Below are 16,344 nucleotides of genomic sequence, written 5' to 3'. Positions count from 1 at the left end.
TTTATTTGGAGAATTAGCTCAGCTGGGAGAGCATCTGCCTTACAAGCAGAGGGTCGGCGGTTCGAACCCGTCATTCTCCACCATTTAAATATCGGAGGGGTAGCGAAGTGGCTAAACGCGGCGGACTGTAAATCCGCTCCTTCGGGTTCGGCAGTTCGAATCTGCCCCCCTCCACCATCTTATTGGGCTATAGCCAAGCGGTAAGGCAACGGACTTTGACTCCGTCACGCGCTGGTTCGAATCCAGCTAGCCCAGCCATAAGAGCCATTAGCTCAGTTGGTAGAGCATCTGACTTTTAATCAGAGGGTCAGAGGTTCGAATCCTCTATGGCTCACTTTAAGCACTCCATTAAGGAGTGCTTTTTTATTACCCATTTTTAGTAGTGATTTTCATGAAAAAATTTATAAGTATGACTTTCATAGTATGACAGTTACACCTTTCATTGGTATAATTATAATTATGAAAGTTATAGACGGAGGAGAGATTATGGATTTTTCCAACTTTTTTAATAATCTTAGTACTTTGAAGATTATTACAAGTATATTAGATATACTTATTGTCTGGTATGTCCTTTATCTTCTCATTACTGTATTTAAAGGAACTAAAGCAATTCAATTGCTTAAAGGTATATTATTTATAGTTATTGGACAACAAGTAAGTAAACTTCTCAATTTAACTGCTACCTCAAAGTTATTTGATATTGTGATTCAATGGGGCGTTTTAGCTTTAATTGTGATATTCCAACCAGAAATTAGACGGGCACTTGAGCAATTAGGGCGAGGGAGCCTATTTAAACGCTATACTAATACTTACAGTCATGATGAAGAAAAATTAATCCAATCTGTATCAAAGGCTGTTCAGTATATGGCTAAAAGACGAATTGGAGCATTAATTGTTTTTGAAAAGGAAACTGGATTGCAAGACTATATTGAAACTGGTATATCAATGAATTCTGCAATATCTCAAGAATTATTGATAAATGTTTTTATACCTAATACACCATTACATGATGGGGCTATGATTATTCAAAACACTAAAATTGCTAGTGCTGCATGTTATTTACCACTTTCAGATAGTAATAAAATTTCTAAAAGTTTAGGTACAAGACATAGGGCAGCCGTAGGAATTTCTGAAGTTTCGGACTCATTTACTGTGGTAGTATCTGAAGAAACCGGTTCAATATCAGTTACTTTCGATGGTAAATTAAGACGTGATGTTTCTGATGAAGTATTCGAAGAGTTATTAGCTGAACATTGGTTTGGAACTCGCGCTCAAAAGAAGGGTGTGAAATAGCATGTTAGAAAGTAAGTGGGGATTAAGATTTTTTGCCTTAATATTAGCGATCTTTTTTTATCTTTCTGTTAATAATGTGTTTGGCAATATTTTTAACAATGATAATCTAGCTCAGAATTCTTCTAAAACAATTGAAGATGTACCTGTAGAAATTCTTTATAATACCAAAAATTTACATGTTACTAAATCACCAGATACTGTTGATGTTACTATTTCAGGACCACAATCAAAGTTATTGAAAATAGAAAGTTCAGACGATATCAAGGTCACAGTTAATTTATCTAATGCTAAATCTGGAAATTATAAAGAAGATTATATTGTTAAAGGATTAAGTAACGATATTAGTTATAATGTTAAACCTAAACACGCTTATATCACCTTGGAGGATAAAGATACTAAAACAATGCATGTTCAGCCTGATATTTCACAAAACAATGTAGATTTAAATTATAAAGTAAGTGAAACTTCTTTGAATAAAGACACTGTTCAAGTTACTGGTGGTAAAAAGCAATTAGACAAAATTGCATATTTAAAAGCGACATTTAAAAATGCGACTAATATCAGTGAGAATACTACTGATGTAGCTGAAATTACTGCATTTGACAAGCAATTGAATAAATTAAACGTTCAAATCAAGCCTAATAATATTAAAATGTCAGTGAAACTTGAACCTTACAGTAAAAAAGTAAAAATTAAAACCGTTAAAAAGGGTTCATTACCTGATGATGAAAGTTTAGATAGCATTAAACTAAATGAGAATGAAGTAGAAATTTATGGTAATAAAGATGATTTGAAGGATATTAATGACATAGAAGCCGATGTCAATTTAGATGATATCACTGAATCGACTGATAAAACACTTCAACTCAAGATACCTAAACAGGTTAAGAAATCTGAATTTAATGAAGTCACAGCACATGTCAATTTAAAATAGTAAACTAGATAATAAAGGAGTAATGAAAATGGGAAAATATTTTGGAACAGATGGTGTAAGGGGAGTAGCTAATAAAGAATTAACACCTGAATTAGCGTTTAAACTAGGTCGCTATGGTGGTTATGTATTAGCACATAATGAAGGAGAGAAACATCCTAGAGTTTTAGTTGGTAGAGATACTCGTGTGTCTGGTGAAATGTTAGAATCAGCTTTAATCGCTGGATTAGCATCAATAGGTGCAGAAGTAATGAGATTAGGAGTTATTTCTACTCCAGGTGTTGCATATTTAACACGTGAAATGGGAGCACAATTAGGAGTAATGATTTCTGCATCTCATAATCCTGTAGCTGATAATGGTATTAAGTTCTTTGGTGCTGATGGTTTTAAACTTTCAGATAAGCAGGAAGAAGAAATTGAACAATTATTAGATCAAGAACAACCTGACTTACCACGTCCAGCAGGCAAAGACATTATGCATTTTTCAGATTATTATGAAGGTGCACAAAAATACTTAAGTTATCTTAAATCTACAATTGATATAAATTTAGATGGACTTAAAATTACTTTAGATGGGGCGAATGGATCAACTTCTTCACTTGCGCCTTTCTTATTTGGTGATTTAGAGGCAACGACAGTTACAATTGGTTGTAATCCAGATGGATACAATATTAATGATGAATGTGGGTCTACTCATCCTGAACATTTAGCTGAAAAAGTTGTAGAAACTGAAAGTGATTTTGGTTTAGCTTTTGATGGAGATGGAGATCGTTTAATTGCTGTTGATGAAAAGGGTAACATCATTGATGGTGACCAAATTATGTTTATTATTGGTCAAGAAATGCATAAAAATCATGAATTAAATAATAATATGATTGTATCTACTGTAATGAGTAACTTAGGATTTTATAAAGCTCTTGAAACAGAAGACATTCAATCAAATAAAACAAAAGTTGGAGATAGATATGTCGTTGAAGAAATGAGACGAGGCCATTATAATTTAGGCGGAGAACAATCTGGACATATAGTAATGATGGACTATAACACGACTGGTGATGGACTACTAACTGGAGTACAACTTGCTGCTATTATTAAATCAAGTGGTAAAACTTTAAGTGAGTTAGCAGCACAAATGAAAAAGTATCCACAATCATTAATTAATGTAAAAGTAACAGATAAACATCATGTATCTGAAAATGAAGACGTTAAAGCTGTTATGAATGAAGTTGAGAATGAAATGAATGGTGAAGGAAGAATATTAGTTAGACCTTCAGGAACTGAACCATTAGTAAGAGTAATGGTTGAGGCAGCAACAAATGAAGATGCTGAACGTTATGCTCAAACAATTGCTGATAAAGTAAAAGAAAAAATGGGATTAAATTAATAGTACCATTTAAAAACAAGAATACACTCTCTTTAAAGTTAAAGCCGTAGAACTGAAAACTTTAAAGAGAGTATTTTTTTAGCAAAAAATATAAATTAAATATCAAATTATAACTATAAGTTTATGAATTAAATATAATAATATTTGCAAATGATTAATAAAAAAGGGTAAAATAAATAGTATTGGAAGAAAGGAGGATAGATGTAATAAAAGTAAAACAAAGCGCCTGGACAAGTAATTAGAATGTTAATCATTTAGTATTAATTAGGAGAATACTCATAGACATACTAATTATATTGTAGACGAGGAGAATAGTTATCGATATAATCGGCGGATGCTATTCCGGATGAGGCACATTCGTTAGCTTATTATTTAAAACATATAGGTAACTAGATGTACAAATATAATAAGAACGCCAAATAGAAAACATAGAAATATGATGTTTAGAATCCAATACAATAAAACGAGCAATGTCTAATTAAAAAATTTTATATAACAGATAAAATTATCATATGACTATGTAATGGAGGAAAAAGAAATATGTGCGGAATTGTTGGATATATTGGCTTTGATAATGCCAAAGAATTATTACTATCTGGTTTAGAAAAATTAGAGTATAGAGGATATGATTCAGCAGGAATTGCTGTTGTCAATGATGAAGGGACTACTGTATTTAAGGAAAAAGGTCGTATTGCAGAATTAAGAAAAGTAGCAGATAGCAATGACATTGATGGTCACATTGGTATTGGTCATACTCGATGGGCTACTCATGGGGTACCTAGTCATATTAATTCACATCCTCATCAATCAAATAATGGACGTTTCACTTTAGTGCATAATGGTGTAATTGAAAATTATGAAGAACTAAAAAGCGAATACTTATCAGATGTAACGTTTAAATCAGAAACTGATACAGAAGTTATCGTTCAATTAGTAGAATATTTTTCAAATAAAGGGTTAGAAACTGAAGAAGCATTCACTAAAGCAGTATCTTTATTAGATGGATCGTATGCTTTAGGTATGTTAGATTCTGAGGATGAAGACACTATTTATGTAGCTAAAAATAAATCACCTTTACTTGTTGGTATTGGTGACGACTTTAATGTTATTGCTTCAGATGCATTAGCAATGATTAAAGTTACAAATCAATATAAAGAAATTCACGATCATGAAATTGTTATTGTTAAAAAAGAAAGTGTAACAATTAAAGATAAAGATGGAAATATTCAAGATCGCCCAACGTATACTGCTCAAATAGATGCATCAGATGCTGAAAAAGGTATTTATGATCACTATATGTTAAAAGAAATTAATGAACAGCCAGCAGTAATGCGTCGTATTATTCAAGAATACGAAGATGAAAATGGAGATTTAAATATTGATTCTGAAATTATTAAAGATGTATCGAATGCAGATCGCATTTATATTATTGCTGCAGGAACAAGTTATCATGCTGGTTTAGTTGGTAAAGAATACCTTGAAAAACTATCTGGAGTGCCAACTGAAGTTCATGTGGCATCAGAATTTGTTTATAACATGCCATTATTATCTGAAAAACCTTTATTTATTTATATCTCTCAATCAGGAGAAACAGCTGATAGCCGTGCAGTATTGGTTGAAACAAATAAATTAGGCCATAAGTCTTTAACAATTACAAATGTAGCAGGTTCAACGTTATCTCGTGAAGCTGATCATACGTTATTATTACACGCAGGACCTGAAATTGCTGTTGCATCAACTAAAGCTTATACAGCTCAAATTGCTGTATTATCAATTCTTTCTCAAGTTGTAGCTAAAGCACATGGACGCAATAACGGTATTGACTTATTAAGAGAATTAGCAAAAGTAACAACTGCAATTGAAACGATTGTAGATGATGCACCAGTAATGGAAAAAATTACTAAAGAATTCTTAGAAACGACTAGAAATGCTTTCTTTATTGGTCGTGCGATGGATTACAATGTAAGTTTAGAAGGAGCATTAAAACTTAAAGAAATTTCATATATTCAAGCTGAAGGATTTGCTGGTGGAGAGTTAAAACACGGTACTATTGCTTTAATTGAAGATGATACGCCAGTCATTGCGTTAGCTACGCAAGAAAATGTGAATTTATCAATTCGTGGTAATGTTAAAGAAGTAGTAGCACGTGGCGCTAAACCTTGTATTATTTCAATGGAAGGTTTAGAAAAAGATGGAGACACATATGTGATTCCTCACGTACACGAATTATTAACGCCTTTAGTATCAGTAGTAGCGCTACAATTAATCGCATATTATGCAGCTTTACACAGAGGATTAGATGTTGACAAACCTCGTAACTTAGCTAAATCAGTTACAGTTGAATAATTCAAAAAGCTGGGACATGGATGACATGTCTCAGTTTTTTATTTGATTTGTTAAATAATCAGAATCATCATACAATTATTTTAAGTAGAGGTGATCATTTGATAAATTTAAAACATATCTATAAAAAGAAACACGGAAAAACAATCATTAATGATTTAAATTGGCATATTGAAGCGGGAGATAATTGGATTCTTTATGGGTTGAATGGTGCAGGAAAAACAACACTATTAAATATCATGAATTCTTATGAAAGTGTATCTCAGGGTGAAATAGAATTGTTTGAAATGATACCAGGTAAAAAAGGATATTCTGCAGAAAACGTTCGTCAACATATTGGATTTGTTTCGCATAGTTTATTAGAAAAATTTCAAGACGGTGAGAAAGTGATTGATGTCGTATTAAGTGGCATATTTAAATCTATCGGTCTATATAAAGAATATTCTGATGAACATACTAAAGAAGCAGAAAAATTATTAAATTTAGTAGGAATGTTATCATATAAAGATCAATATTTAGGATATCTCTCAACAGGACAAAAACAAAAAGTAATGATTGCTCGCGCGCTTATACATCAACCTGATGTACTTATTCTTGATGAACCAGCATCAGGATTAGACTTTTTGGCTAGAGAACAGTTATTATATTTATTAGAAAATTTAAATAAGACATACGCTCATTTGACGATGATTTACGTGACTCATGTCATAGAGGAAATTATTCCATTATTTAGTAAGATATTTTTATTAAAAGAGGGTAGTTGTTTTGGTAAAGGAATAACAAAAGATATTTTAACTGATTCGATGATGTCTAAATTTTTTAATAACCAAATTGAAGTTATTCAATATAGAAATCGATATCATCTTTATATAAAACATAATTGAGTTTGCACTTTGGTTAAATAAATGTCACAATTTTAAGAAAGAGTTAGATGGAGGGTATCACGATGGCATTAGAAAATATTAAAGCAATATTCTTAGATATGGATGGAACACTATTGCATGAAGATAATAAAGCGACTGTAAAAACAAAAGAAGTAATTGATCAGTTAAGAGAAAAAAATTATAAGGTATTTCTAGCAACAGGACGTTCTTATTCTGAAATTCATAGTCTAGTACCAAAAGGTTTTAAAGTAGATGGTATGATTAGTTCTAATGGAACAAGAGGCGATATTGAAGATACAATTTTATTTAAACATAGTTTGACAATAGATAGTGTAAAAAAAATCGTGCAACTAGCTCAACAACAACACATTTATTATGAAGTTTTTCCTTTTGAAGGAGATAGAATTTCATTAATTGAAGATCAATCATGGATGGAAGATATGATTGATAGTGAACATCCACAAAATGAAGTGAGTGAAAGTGAATGGAAATCACGTCGAGATGCCATGAATGGTAAAATTAATTGGAGAAAAGATATTCCAAATGACGACTATTCTAAAATTTATCTATTCAACAAAAAGTTAAATAAAATTAAAACGTTTAGAGATGAATTAATACAAAATAAAGTGTTATTAAATATTAGCGTATCTAATTCTTCAAGGTTTAATGCTGAGACGATGGCTTATCAAGTGGATAAAGGCACTGGAATTAAAGAAATGATAGATCATTTCGATATTAAACAAGAAGAAACACTTGTTATTGGTGATAGCGATAATGACAGAGCAATGTTTGAATTTGGAGGATACACTGTTTCAATGAAAAATGCACGTCCAGAAATTCAGTCTATCACTGATGATACTACACAATATACAAATGAAGAGGATGGCGCAGCTTTATATTTAGAACAATATTTTTTAAATTAAAATAAGGTAAGAAAGTAGGAGAAACCTGCTTTCTTACCTTTTGTGTTAAATAGTGATTTATTTATCGTTATTCAAATTTTTTTGATGATTTAAGTCTTCTTTAATATGATTTTTTGTCTCATTAAAAGATGAAGGATCGTTTTTTAACGCTTCTTTTTCATGATTTATTTCTTTTTTTTCTTTTCGTTTACTTTTTTTCTTTTCTTTTACAGGTCTTTTCACATTCTCACCGCGACGTAAGAAATATTGAACAATACCCATTATAATTACAAAATATAGAATTAAACGTACAATAATAATAAGCGTTTGAGCAATAATTAAAATCACTTGTGCTACATTTTGGGACATATTTCCGGTTAATACAGTTAATATTGTACCAAGTGGTTGTGTAATGATAATAATGAGTAGGTTAATTAATAAGATAGCTAAAAAGAATTTGAACCAAGTTTTACGTCCATTTTTAATGCCTTTAAAGCCGTCTTTAAAATGACCTATAGCACTTAAGTCATTTTTACGTGCAAATGACACAGTATAATTAATCATTAATATAAAGAAGAACCAATATACGATTGAAAGAATGAATCCCATAATGATAATTAAGATAATTTGTACAGTAAGTAAAATACCAATAGCATGATCGGATGTACTTACTGACTGTTGAATAGATGTGAATAATGGTGTTAAAGCTTTATTAAATAAAAAGTTTAATCCTAATGTGATTAAATATAATACAGCATAAAGAATAATAGTAATTAAAGCTAAAAGAAGACTTTTAACATATTTTCCTTTTTTAAAAGCAAAAAACAAATCAAAAAATTGAACAGCTTCTTTTTCAATAGCTTTAGCCATAATATTAAAAGCCCCTGCAAGTAATTGATAACCTGCAAGTATAAAAAATAATAATCCTAAGACCAAGACGAGTATTATCATAACTAATGACGCGCCTGATGACTGTTGAAATTGTGCTGCTAGTTGCATCTGCATAAAGTTTTGAACGAAGAAAGTTCTAGCAATCACAAATGCCACAAATACAATAATAAAACTTACTAAACTAAATAGTATTGTTTTTATGAGTTGTGACTTAGCATTTTTAAATGCTAAACTATGAAATTTAAACAAAATAAGCACTCCTTTACGTTAATATAATACACAATATCAGAATTTGTGCTTTTTTTAAATTAATATCTAACAATATTATGTTTTAAGTGTTAAAATATGCTAATGATTTAATAATGAAAGGAGACTTTATGGTGAAATTTGCAATTTTAACCGACGTTCATGGTAATTTTGATGCCTTACAAACTGTTTTAGATGATATTGATAATAGAGAAGATATCGATCAAATCTTTAACTTAGGTGATAATATTGGAATTGGTCATGAGACTAATAAAGTATTAGATATGATTTTCGATCGAGATGATATGGAAATTATTGCTGGTAATCACGATGAAGCAATTATGTCAATTGTTAATGGTACACCGTATCCAGAAGATTTAAAAAATAAATTTTATGAACACCATCAATGGATTGAAAGTCGAATGGATGAAGATTACTATGATGTATTAAATACACTACCAAGATATTTAGAAAAAACAATTTGTGGGAAAAAATGTTTATTTATACATTATGAAATTGAAAATCAAAGATTAGAAGAGGGGATTGGTAAACAACCATTTGAACCTATTGTAGATAATCAAAAAGAAGAGATAGTTAAATTATTTGAAGATAAGGATGCGGATTTTATAGCTTTTGGACATAATCATCAATTACACTTGTATGATGATAATAACAAAACCTATTTCAATCCTGGTTCAGTAGGACTTAATAATGGTAAATATGCCGTATATGGAATCGTCACAATTAACGAAAATGAGTTTAGTGTTGAAAGAGTAAAATTACCGTATGATAATGAAGAATTTCTTCAAGGATTTGATGAAAAACATGTACCAGGCAAACAATTTATTTTCGATTATTTTATATAAGTAAAAAAAGTCGAGCAGAAACTAATATGAATTCTGTTCGACTTTTTACTTATATTGTAAACTGCGGACATTGTTTGTGTAGTCTTAATGATGAGCGTGCTCTTTATGTAATCCAGAGCATAGTACTGAAGTATCGTGATCATGTTGGGCTGTTTCTAATTGAATTGTCATATGTTGTATATTTAAGTGAAGTAATTCATGTTCTATTTTTTTAAGAAGTCCTTCACAGTCCTGAACAGACATAGTTTCAGAGACGACTGCATGACAACTTAACGCATTCATATCATTTGAAATAGTCCAAACGTGATAATCATGGACATTATAAATTTCATTATGATTTATAATTGTACTAATGATTTTATCTAAATTGACGTCACTTGGTGTACCTTCCATTAAAATATTAAGTGACGAACGTGAAATACCGATTGCACTTTTCAATATAATAATGGAAACTAGAATGCTTGCGATAGGATCAGCAATTGTAAAGTTAAATACGTATATAAGAATAGATGCTATAATGGCACCTAATGAACCAAGTAAGTCTCCTAAAACGTGAATAAAAGCACCGCGCATATTTAAGTTATGTGACGTATCACCGCTTTTAAACATGATTATTGCAACGATAATATTCACTATAAGTCCAATCACACTAATAATAAACATTTCAGTGGATTGCACTTTAATAGGATTGAAAAATCTTCTAATCGCTTCGATGATAATGACGCCACTAATAATTAATAAAGTTATACCATTAAATAAGGCAGCTAAGACTTCAAAACGCTTGTAACCGAATGTTTTAGTTGAAGTAGCATTTTTCTCTGCATAAATAAATGCGATTAAAGCAACTCCTAGTGAAACAGTATCGCTAAACATATGAAGTCCATCTGATAATAGCGCAAGACTATTAGCGATAAATCCTCCTAAAATTTCAACAATCATAAATAAGCCTATAATAATAAAAGAAATTGTTAATATCTTTTTGTTATTGGTATGGACATGATTATGAGTATGGTTATGATGGTGTGTGTGATTAGACATTTATTATTCCTCCTAAAATTTCAACAATCATAAATAAGCCTATAATAATAAAAGAAATTGTTAATACCTTTTTGTTATTGGTATGGACATGATTATGAGTATGGTTATGATGGTGTGTGTGATTAGACATTTATTATTCACCTCTTTGATGATGAGCATGTTGAATGGCTTGTTTTAATAAAGTAGAAACATGTTGATCGTCTATAGAATAAATCATGGATTGTCCATGACGTGACGATTTAACGAGGCCTGCTTGTTTTAAACTCTTTAATTGATGCGATACATTTGATTGAGTTAATTTTAATGTATGCGTAATATGCCCAACACTAGCTTCACCTTTATATAACAATTCTAAAATACGTAAACGGTTATAATCGCTTAACGCTTTAAATGTCTCAGTTAAACGGTTAAGCATGTATTCATCTATAAATATATCTCTATCTTTATTTGTATTGGACATCACATGAGACCTCCTCTTTAATATATTAATATATATTCATATATTAATATATAGTGTCCTTGTCTAAGTGTCAATGATATATAGTAAATAAGTTTAAAAATGATACTAAGTGGTATTAATAAACTATGAAATGAATTGAAGGAGGAAATAAGTTTATGAGTATATTAGTTATTGGTGCTAATGGTGGCGTAGGTTCTAAATTGGTTAACCAATTAAAAGAAGATCAAGTTGATTTTACAGCCGGTGTTCGTAAAGAAGAACAAGAAAGTGCGTTAAAAGATCAAGGTGTTAATGCCATTTTAATAGATGTAGAAAAAGATAGTATTGATGATTTAACTGAGAAATTCAAAGGCTTTGATAAAGTTATTTTCTCAGTTGGTTCAGGTGGTAGCACAGGTGCTGATAAAACAATCATTGTTGATTTAGATGGTGCAGTGAAAACGATTGAAGCAAGTAAAAAAGCAAATGTTAAACATTATGTAATGGTTTCTACTTACGATTCACGTCGTGAAGCATTTGATGCAAGTGGAGATTTAAAACCTTATACAATTGCAAAACACTATGCAGATAATCATTTAAGAAATTCTGGACTAACTTATACAATCGTTCATCCAGGTGGTTTAGAAGATAAATCAGGTACTGGTGAAATTAAAGCTGACTTGTATTTTGATGAAGGAAGTACAATTCCACGCGAAGATGTGGCTTCTGTATTAAAACACGTAGCGACTTCTGAAAATAAATTTGAAAATAAAGAATTTCAAATTCTTTCAGGGCATCAATCTATTCAAGAAGCATTATCTCGTTTTGAGTAGTTAAGTTAGATAATTAATTACAAATGAAAAGTTCTGTGTTAGAGTAGGACAGTGAGTTTTAAAACTTGCTGTTCTATTCTTTTTTATTAATATATATAATTTCTATTAAATTAATAATGAAATTGATATAATAAACATATGAGTGAAAATTTTTGTTTAACGATAGAAGCGAAACAGCTTTCATATAGAATTAGTTATCTGATATATTAAAAGCTTAAATAGATAGTAATTTAAAGATAAAGTGGGTCATCAATTGTTCTAATTATACATAATCATTTAAATACGATATTTCACTTTAAAATAAAGAGAGAAGCAATAACCGTGTTTTAGGAGGTGCAATCATGCCATTATTTTTAAAGCCTATTTTCTTTGAAAAAATATGGGGCGGTAATAAGTTAAATCAATTTAATTACGACATACCAAGTGAACAAACTGGAGAATGCTGGGGTATTTCTGCACATCCGAATGGAAAAAATATGATTGAAAATGGTCAGTATGCTGGTCAAACATTAGATCAAGTATGGAATGATCATAGAGAATTATTTGGAGACTTTCCAAGTAAAGATTTCCCTTTATTATGTAAAATAGTGGATGCAAGACATCCTCTATCTATTCACGTTCATCCTGACGACTCGTATGCATATGAATTTGAAAATGGTCAATATGGTAAGTCTGAATGTTGGTATATTATTGATGCAGAAGAAGACGCTGAAATTATACTCGGTACTTCTGCTGATTCAAAAGAAACATTTGAGAATAAGATAAAAGAAGACGCGGTGTTGGATGCAGTAGAAAGAATCAAAGTTAAACCAGGTGAGTTTTATTTTATACCAGCTGGAATGCTTCATTCTATAGGTTCTGGCGTTTTAGTATATGAAACAATGCAATCATCTGATATTTCATATAGAGTATATGATTATGAACGTAATCGAACTGATGGATCATCATTAGAAGTTAGCAAAGCATTAGACGTGATTCAATTTACTGCAAATGCACCTACTATAGTACCTGAAACTACAATTGTAGAAAATCATAAACGTAGCCAAATTGTATCTAATGACTTTTTTACAATGGTTAAATGGGAAATAAGTGGAACGCTTAATTATATGAAGCCTCGTGAATTTTGTCTTATTTCTGTATTAGAAGGTCGTGGACAAGTGATTACAGATGGTGAAATCTTTAAGCTAGAAAAGGGATCTAATTTTATTTTAACTTCTGAAGATTTAGATAGCGTATTTGAAGGAGAGTTCACTCTAATTATAAGTTATATTTAGTTAATCAATTTAATTTATAAGCAGACGTGTTGGAATAATTTCTATATCTAGCATGATTTTCTTGTGTGATAGCTGAATCTAGAAGTTTTTTATCTTCCGCTTCCTGTTAATCGGAAATCTAATAATGTTTAAATAATGAGATAGTATATTTTAATAGTGAAATGGAATTTTGTGAGGATTCATATGATTCTATTTCACTTTTTTGAATTTAAAAAGTGATTTAATAATACGTCAACTCTATTAAAAAAATATGATAAAATAAAAAAAACGAAATCTTATAGACTATTCATATATTTAAATTTAAGCGATCTAAAAATGACTAATAGGTGCTAAAATTAATATTAATATATACATGAATAAAGATGCTAAATTTAAAATAAGTAAGAAGGAGATTCTAGATGGCAGAAGAAGTAAATTACTTTTGGTTAAATTGTGGATATACAAGATGGAACCATAATGAACCATTAGTTGGACAAACAACTTTATTTGAGTCTGGAGCACAGTTCAATCCTACTCAGGGTTTTCGAGCGTTCAAAAAAGCTAAAATTGGCGATCAAGTGATTTTTTATCAAGTACAAACAGATACTGGATTATTAGGAATTGGGGAAATTATTAGTGTTCAAACAGGAGCACAAAATAAAATTAGAGTTGAATTTAAATTTAATGAAGAGTTAAAGCCTTTAACTACTGACTATTTAAAACGTAGTGAAGTGCTAGATTATCGAATGAATAATATGCGAGAAACGTTAATAAATCAACTCACAAAAGAGGAGTTTCAATTAATCGTTGAGTTAGGAAAAGGTAACATTCAATTACCTCGATATTTCTTTTTATCTGAAACTGAAAAATTTGAACCTGATACCCATTATACGATTTTTACACATACTTATAATGGAATTAAACGGAATGGTTATCATTTTTATAACCAATTAGAAGTAGGGGATAATTTAATATTTTATGATAAGAATAGTAATCAATCGGTCGTAGGAATTGGTGAAGTATCTCGTCATATTCATGAAAAACCTCCAATTCCTGGTCGTACTAATAGTACTGCAATTGAGATTTATTATGAAAAGAATATCACTCCTGTTACATTAGGAGCACTAAATAAACATCCTAAATTAAAGAACTTATACTTTTTACAAGAAAATGCTAAGCAAGCAATAGCAAGTATGAGTCAAGCACAATACGATGCTATTATAGACATGAGTGAAAATGATGGGATTAGAACACCATTTGAGACTATTAAAAAACCAGGATTCAATACGGATCATGATGAGACCATTAAACCTTTTATTTTACTCGTTGTAGATAAACGTGAAGAAGGTTTGAAAGCAGCCAATAATCTTTTACAAAAAACGAATGCTAATCCAGTTATTACTAGTGGTCACCCTGACTTTAGTGAAGATATGTTATATGGCAAATATCTACCTAATGAGACAGGTGCTTTATATTATAGAGAAGGTTTTATTACACAACTTATGCCTAAAAATGACAAAAGTTACTTAGTGATTGATAACTTTAATAGACTTGATCCAGATATATTTCAAACTTATATTAATGTTTTAGAAGGGTACGAAGTTACATTACCTAGATATAATAAAGACGGTAACATGATTACTTGGTCTCGTGAAAAAAATTCTTTTTATCATTTTAATCCTAATTGGCATATTATTGGCGTAACATACGAAAAGTTAGAAGATATCAAAAATAAATATTCACAACAATTTTTAAAATATACACGTATTGTAAAAGTGAACCATGATGCATAATGTCAAACAAGTTAGATAAAAACAGCATAATGTATAATTAGTTAAAGTGGATATAGAATTTGAAATAAATTCTATATCCACTTTTTCTGTGTTTAATGAGTCCTTGTAAAAGGAATATATTAAATAGGTTAAAAAGGAAGGTGACGGAACATGCCAATCGTTTATTACGATGGAAATTGTGTGTATTGTTATAATTATTGTATTTGGCTAATACAACATGGTTTACCTAAAAATTATGAGTTTGCGACTTTAAAAGGAGAGGCGGGACAACATTTATTTAAACAACATCCCGAAGCTAAAAATAAAAATAGTGTGATACTACAAGAAGGAGATCGTTTATATTACGAGACTACTGCAGTAGCAAAATTAATCACAACATTAAGTAGTAAAAAATGGTTAGGCATACTACTTAGAGTAATGCCATTACCAATAAGAAATTTAGGTTATCGACTGTTTGCTAATAATAGAGATAAAATGTGGAAAACACATTGGCATAAACCAAACGCATATGAAAAATCATTCTTTATTGATGATGATAGACAATAAATGAGAAAACTATTTTTTAATTGATAATATCTATATATTTTGATTATATATTATAAAGCTTTTGATAATGATTCTATATATTTATTCATAAGTATTAATGTTTTTTAATTGCGTGTGTAAAATGACTTTACAGATTATAATTATTATAATATAATTATGATTGTAAAAGAGAGACTTGACTGTATAAAAGTACAAAAAAGGAGAGATTCGATGACTCAACAAGATGTAGTAAAAGAATTAAATCAACAAGTAGCAAACTGGACAGTAGCATATACAAAATTACACAACTTCCATTGGTATGTTAAAGGTCCTAATTTCTTCTCATTACATGAAAAATTTGAAGAATTATACAATGAAGCTAGTCAATATGTAGACGATTTAGCAGAACGTATTTTAGCAATTGGAGGTAACCCAGTAGCAACATTAAAAGAAAGTTTAGAACTTTCAATTGTAAAAGAAGCAGAAACACATTACACTGCTGAAGAAATGGTTAAAGCTTTCTCTGAAGATTTAACTCAAATTTCTAAACAACTTGGAAAAGCAATTGAAGTTGCAGGAGAAGCAGGAGACGATGTTTCAGAAGATATGTTTATTGGCATGCAAACATCAGTAGATAAACATAATTGGATGTTTAAATCTTATTTAGTTTAAATATTCTATTTTAAAAAGAGCCATTGTGGACGATAAAACGTCTACAATGGC

At 30.2% G+C, this 16,344-nt stretch carries 15 protein-coding genes, 4 tRNA genes and 1 pseudogene; 16 read left to right on the top strand and 4 right to left on the bottom strand.

Annotated elements, in window-relative coordinates:
* The first annotated feature begins 7 nt into the window (after positions 1-7).
* The 10 genes from NR218_RS05955 (at position 8) to NR218_RS05910 (ending at position 7,758) form a co-directional block, all read left to right on the top strand.
* Positions 8-83 (top strand) — tRNA-Val (locus NR218_RS05955).
* A gap of 10 nt (positions 84-93) precedes the next feature.
* Positions 94-177, top strand: a tRNA-Tyr gene (locus NR218_RS05950).
* A gap of 6 nt (positions 178-183) precedes the next feature.
* Positions 184-258 (top strand) — tRNA-Gln (locus NR218_RS05945).
* 3 nt (positions 259-261) lie between these two features.
* Positions 262-334 (top strand) — tRNA-Lys (locus NR218_RS05940).
* Between the two features lie 152 nt (positions 335-486).
* On the top strand, positions 487-1,293 hold the full coding sequence (gene cdaA / locus NR218_RS05935; RefSeq protein WP_017176078.1) for a diadenylate cyclase CdaA: 807 nt from the start codon (positions 487-489) through the stop codon (positions 1,291-1,293).
* Position 1,294: 1 nt separating this feature from the next.
* Positions 1,295-2,227, top strand: a complete 933-nt coding sequence (locus tag NR218_RS05930) for a YbbR-like domain-containing protein (protein ID WP_265883283.1) — start codon at positions 1,295-1,297, stop codon at positions 2,225-2,227.
* Between the two features lie 28 nt (positions 2,228-2,255).
* Positions 2,256-3,608 carry a phosphoglucosamine mutase gene (glmM, locus tag NR218_RS05925; protein ID WP_049434880.1) on the top strand — a complete coding sequence of 451 codons (1,353 nt, stop codon included), beginning with the start codon at positions 2,256-2,258 and terminating at the stop codon, positions 3,606-3,608.
* 540 nt (positions 3,609-4,148) lie between these two features.
* Positions 4,149-5,954 carry a glutamine--fructose-6-phosphate transaminase (isomerizing) gene (gene glmS / locus NR218_RS05920; RefSeq protein WP_017176081.1) on the top strand — a complete coding sequence of 602 codons (1,806 nt, stop codon included), beginning with the start codon at positions 4,149-4,151 and terminating at the stop codon, positions 5,952-5,954.
* A gap of 20 nt (positions 5,955-5,974) precedes the next feature.
* Positions 5,975-6,835 (top strand): ABC transporter ATP-binding protein, encoded by an 861-nt coding sequence (locus tag NR218_RS05915; protein ID WP_017176082.1) that lies wholly within the window; start codon positions 5,975-5,977, stop codon positions 6,833-6,835.
* A gap of 62 nt (positions 6,836-6,897) precedes the next feature.
* Complete coding sequence (locus NR218_RS05910) at positions 6,898-7,758, top strand: HAD family hydrolase (protein ID WP_265883282.1); 861 nt, start codon at positions 6,898-6,900, stop codon at positions 7,756-7,758.
* Between the two features lie 57 nt (positions 7,759-7,815).
* Here the strand turns inward: NR218_RS05910 and NR218_RS05905 are convergent, their stop codons facing one another.
* Positions 7,816-8,886, bottom strand: coding sequence for an EscU/YscU/HrcU family type III secretion system export apparatus switch protein (locus NR218_RS05905; RefSeq protein ID WP_265883281.1), 1,071 nt, complete (start codon positions 8,884-8,886; stop codon positions 7,816-7,818).
* Between the two features lie 119 nt (positions 8,887-9,005).
* Here NR218_RS05905 and NR218_RS05900 point away from each other — a divergent pair, with 119 nt between their 5' ends.
* Positions 9,006-9,740 carry a metallophosphoesterase family protein gene (locus NR218_RS05900; protein ID WP_265883280.1) on the top strand — a complete coding sequence of 245 codons (735 nt, stop codon included), beginning with the start codon at positions 9,006-9,008 and terminating at the stop codon, positions 9,738-9,740.
* A gap of 84 nt (positions 9,741-9,824) precedes the next feature.
* On the opposite strand, the gene czrB is transcribed toward NR218_RS05900, so the two are convergent.
* The 3 genes and pseudogenes from czrB to NR218_RS05885 form a co-directional block, all read right to left on the bottom strand.
* Positions 9,825-10,778: a CDF family zinc efflux transporter CzrB gene (gene czrB, locus NR218_RS05895; protein WP_017176085.1), complete on the bottom strand. Its 954-nt coding sequence runs from the start codon at positions 10,776-10,778 to the stop codon at positions 9,825-9,827.
* Between the two features lies 1 nt (position 10,779).
* Positions 10,780-10,908 (bottom strand): annotated as a pseudogene (locus tag NR218_RS05890) (cation-efflux pump); the annotation flags it as partial.
* A 3-nt stretch (positions 10,909-10,911) separates the two neighbouring features.
* Positions 10,912-11,238, bottom strand: a complete 327-nt coding sequence (locus NR218_RS05885) for an ArsR/SmtB family transcription factor (protein ID WP_002448641.1) — start codon at positions 11,236-11,238, stop codon at positions 10,912-10,914.
* Between the two features lie 155 nt (positions 11,239-11,393).
* Here NR218_RS05885 and NR218_RS05880 point away from each other — a divergent pair, with 155 nt between their 5' ends.
* From NR218_RS05880 to NR218_RS05860, 5 genes are all read left to right on the top strand, one after another.
* The gene (locus NR218_RS05880) at positions 11,394-12,050 is read left to right on the top strand and encodes an NAD(P)-binding oxidoreductase (RefSeq protein WP_002448697.1); all 657 of its coding nucleotides are present in this window, start codon (positions 11,394-11,396) and stop codon (positions 12,048-12,050) included.
* A 341-nt stretch (positions 12,051-12,391) separates the two neighbouring features.
* Entirely contained in the window at positions 12,392-13,324 is a 933-nt protein-coding gene (locus NR218_RS05875) for a type I phosphomannose isomerase catalytic subunit (protein WP_017176087.1), read from the top strand.
* Positions 13,325-13,722: 398 nt separating this feature from the next.
* On the top strand, positions 13,723-15,096 hold the full coding sequence (locus tag NR218_RS05870; RefSeq protein WP_049382646.1) for an EVE domain-containing protein: 1,374 nt from the start codon (positions 13,723-13,725) through the stop codon (positions 15,094-15,096).
* Between the two features lie 150 nt (positions 15,097-15,246).
* Positions 15,247-15,642 carry a thiol-disulfide oxidoreductase DCC family protein gene (locus NR218_RS05865; protein ID WP_019835530.1) on the top strand — a complete coding sequence of 132 codons (396 nt, stop codon included), beginning with the start codon at positions 15,247-15,249 and terminating at the stop codon, positions 15,640-15,642.
* A 210-nt stretch (positions 15,643-15,852) separates the two neighbouring features.
* Entirely contained in the window at positions 15,853-16,293 is a 441-nt protein-coding gene (locus tag NR218_RS05860) for a Dps family protein (protein WP_017176090.1), read from the top strand.
* Positions 16,294-16,344: the final 51 nt, after the last annotated feature.

The organism is Staphylococcus sp. SUC_1.2, assembly GCF_026222585.1.
This window is presented reverse-complemented; position numbering and strand designations above follow the sequence as displayed.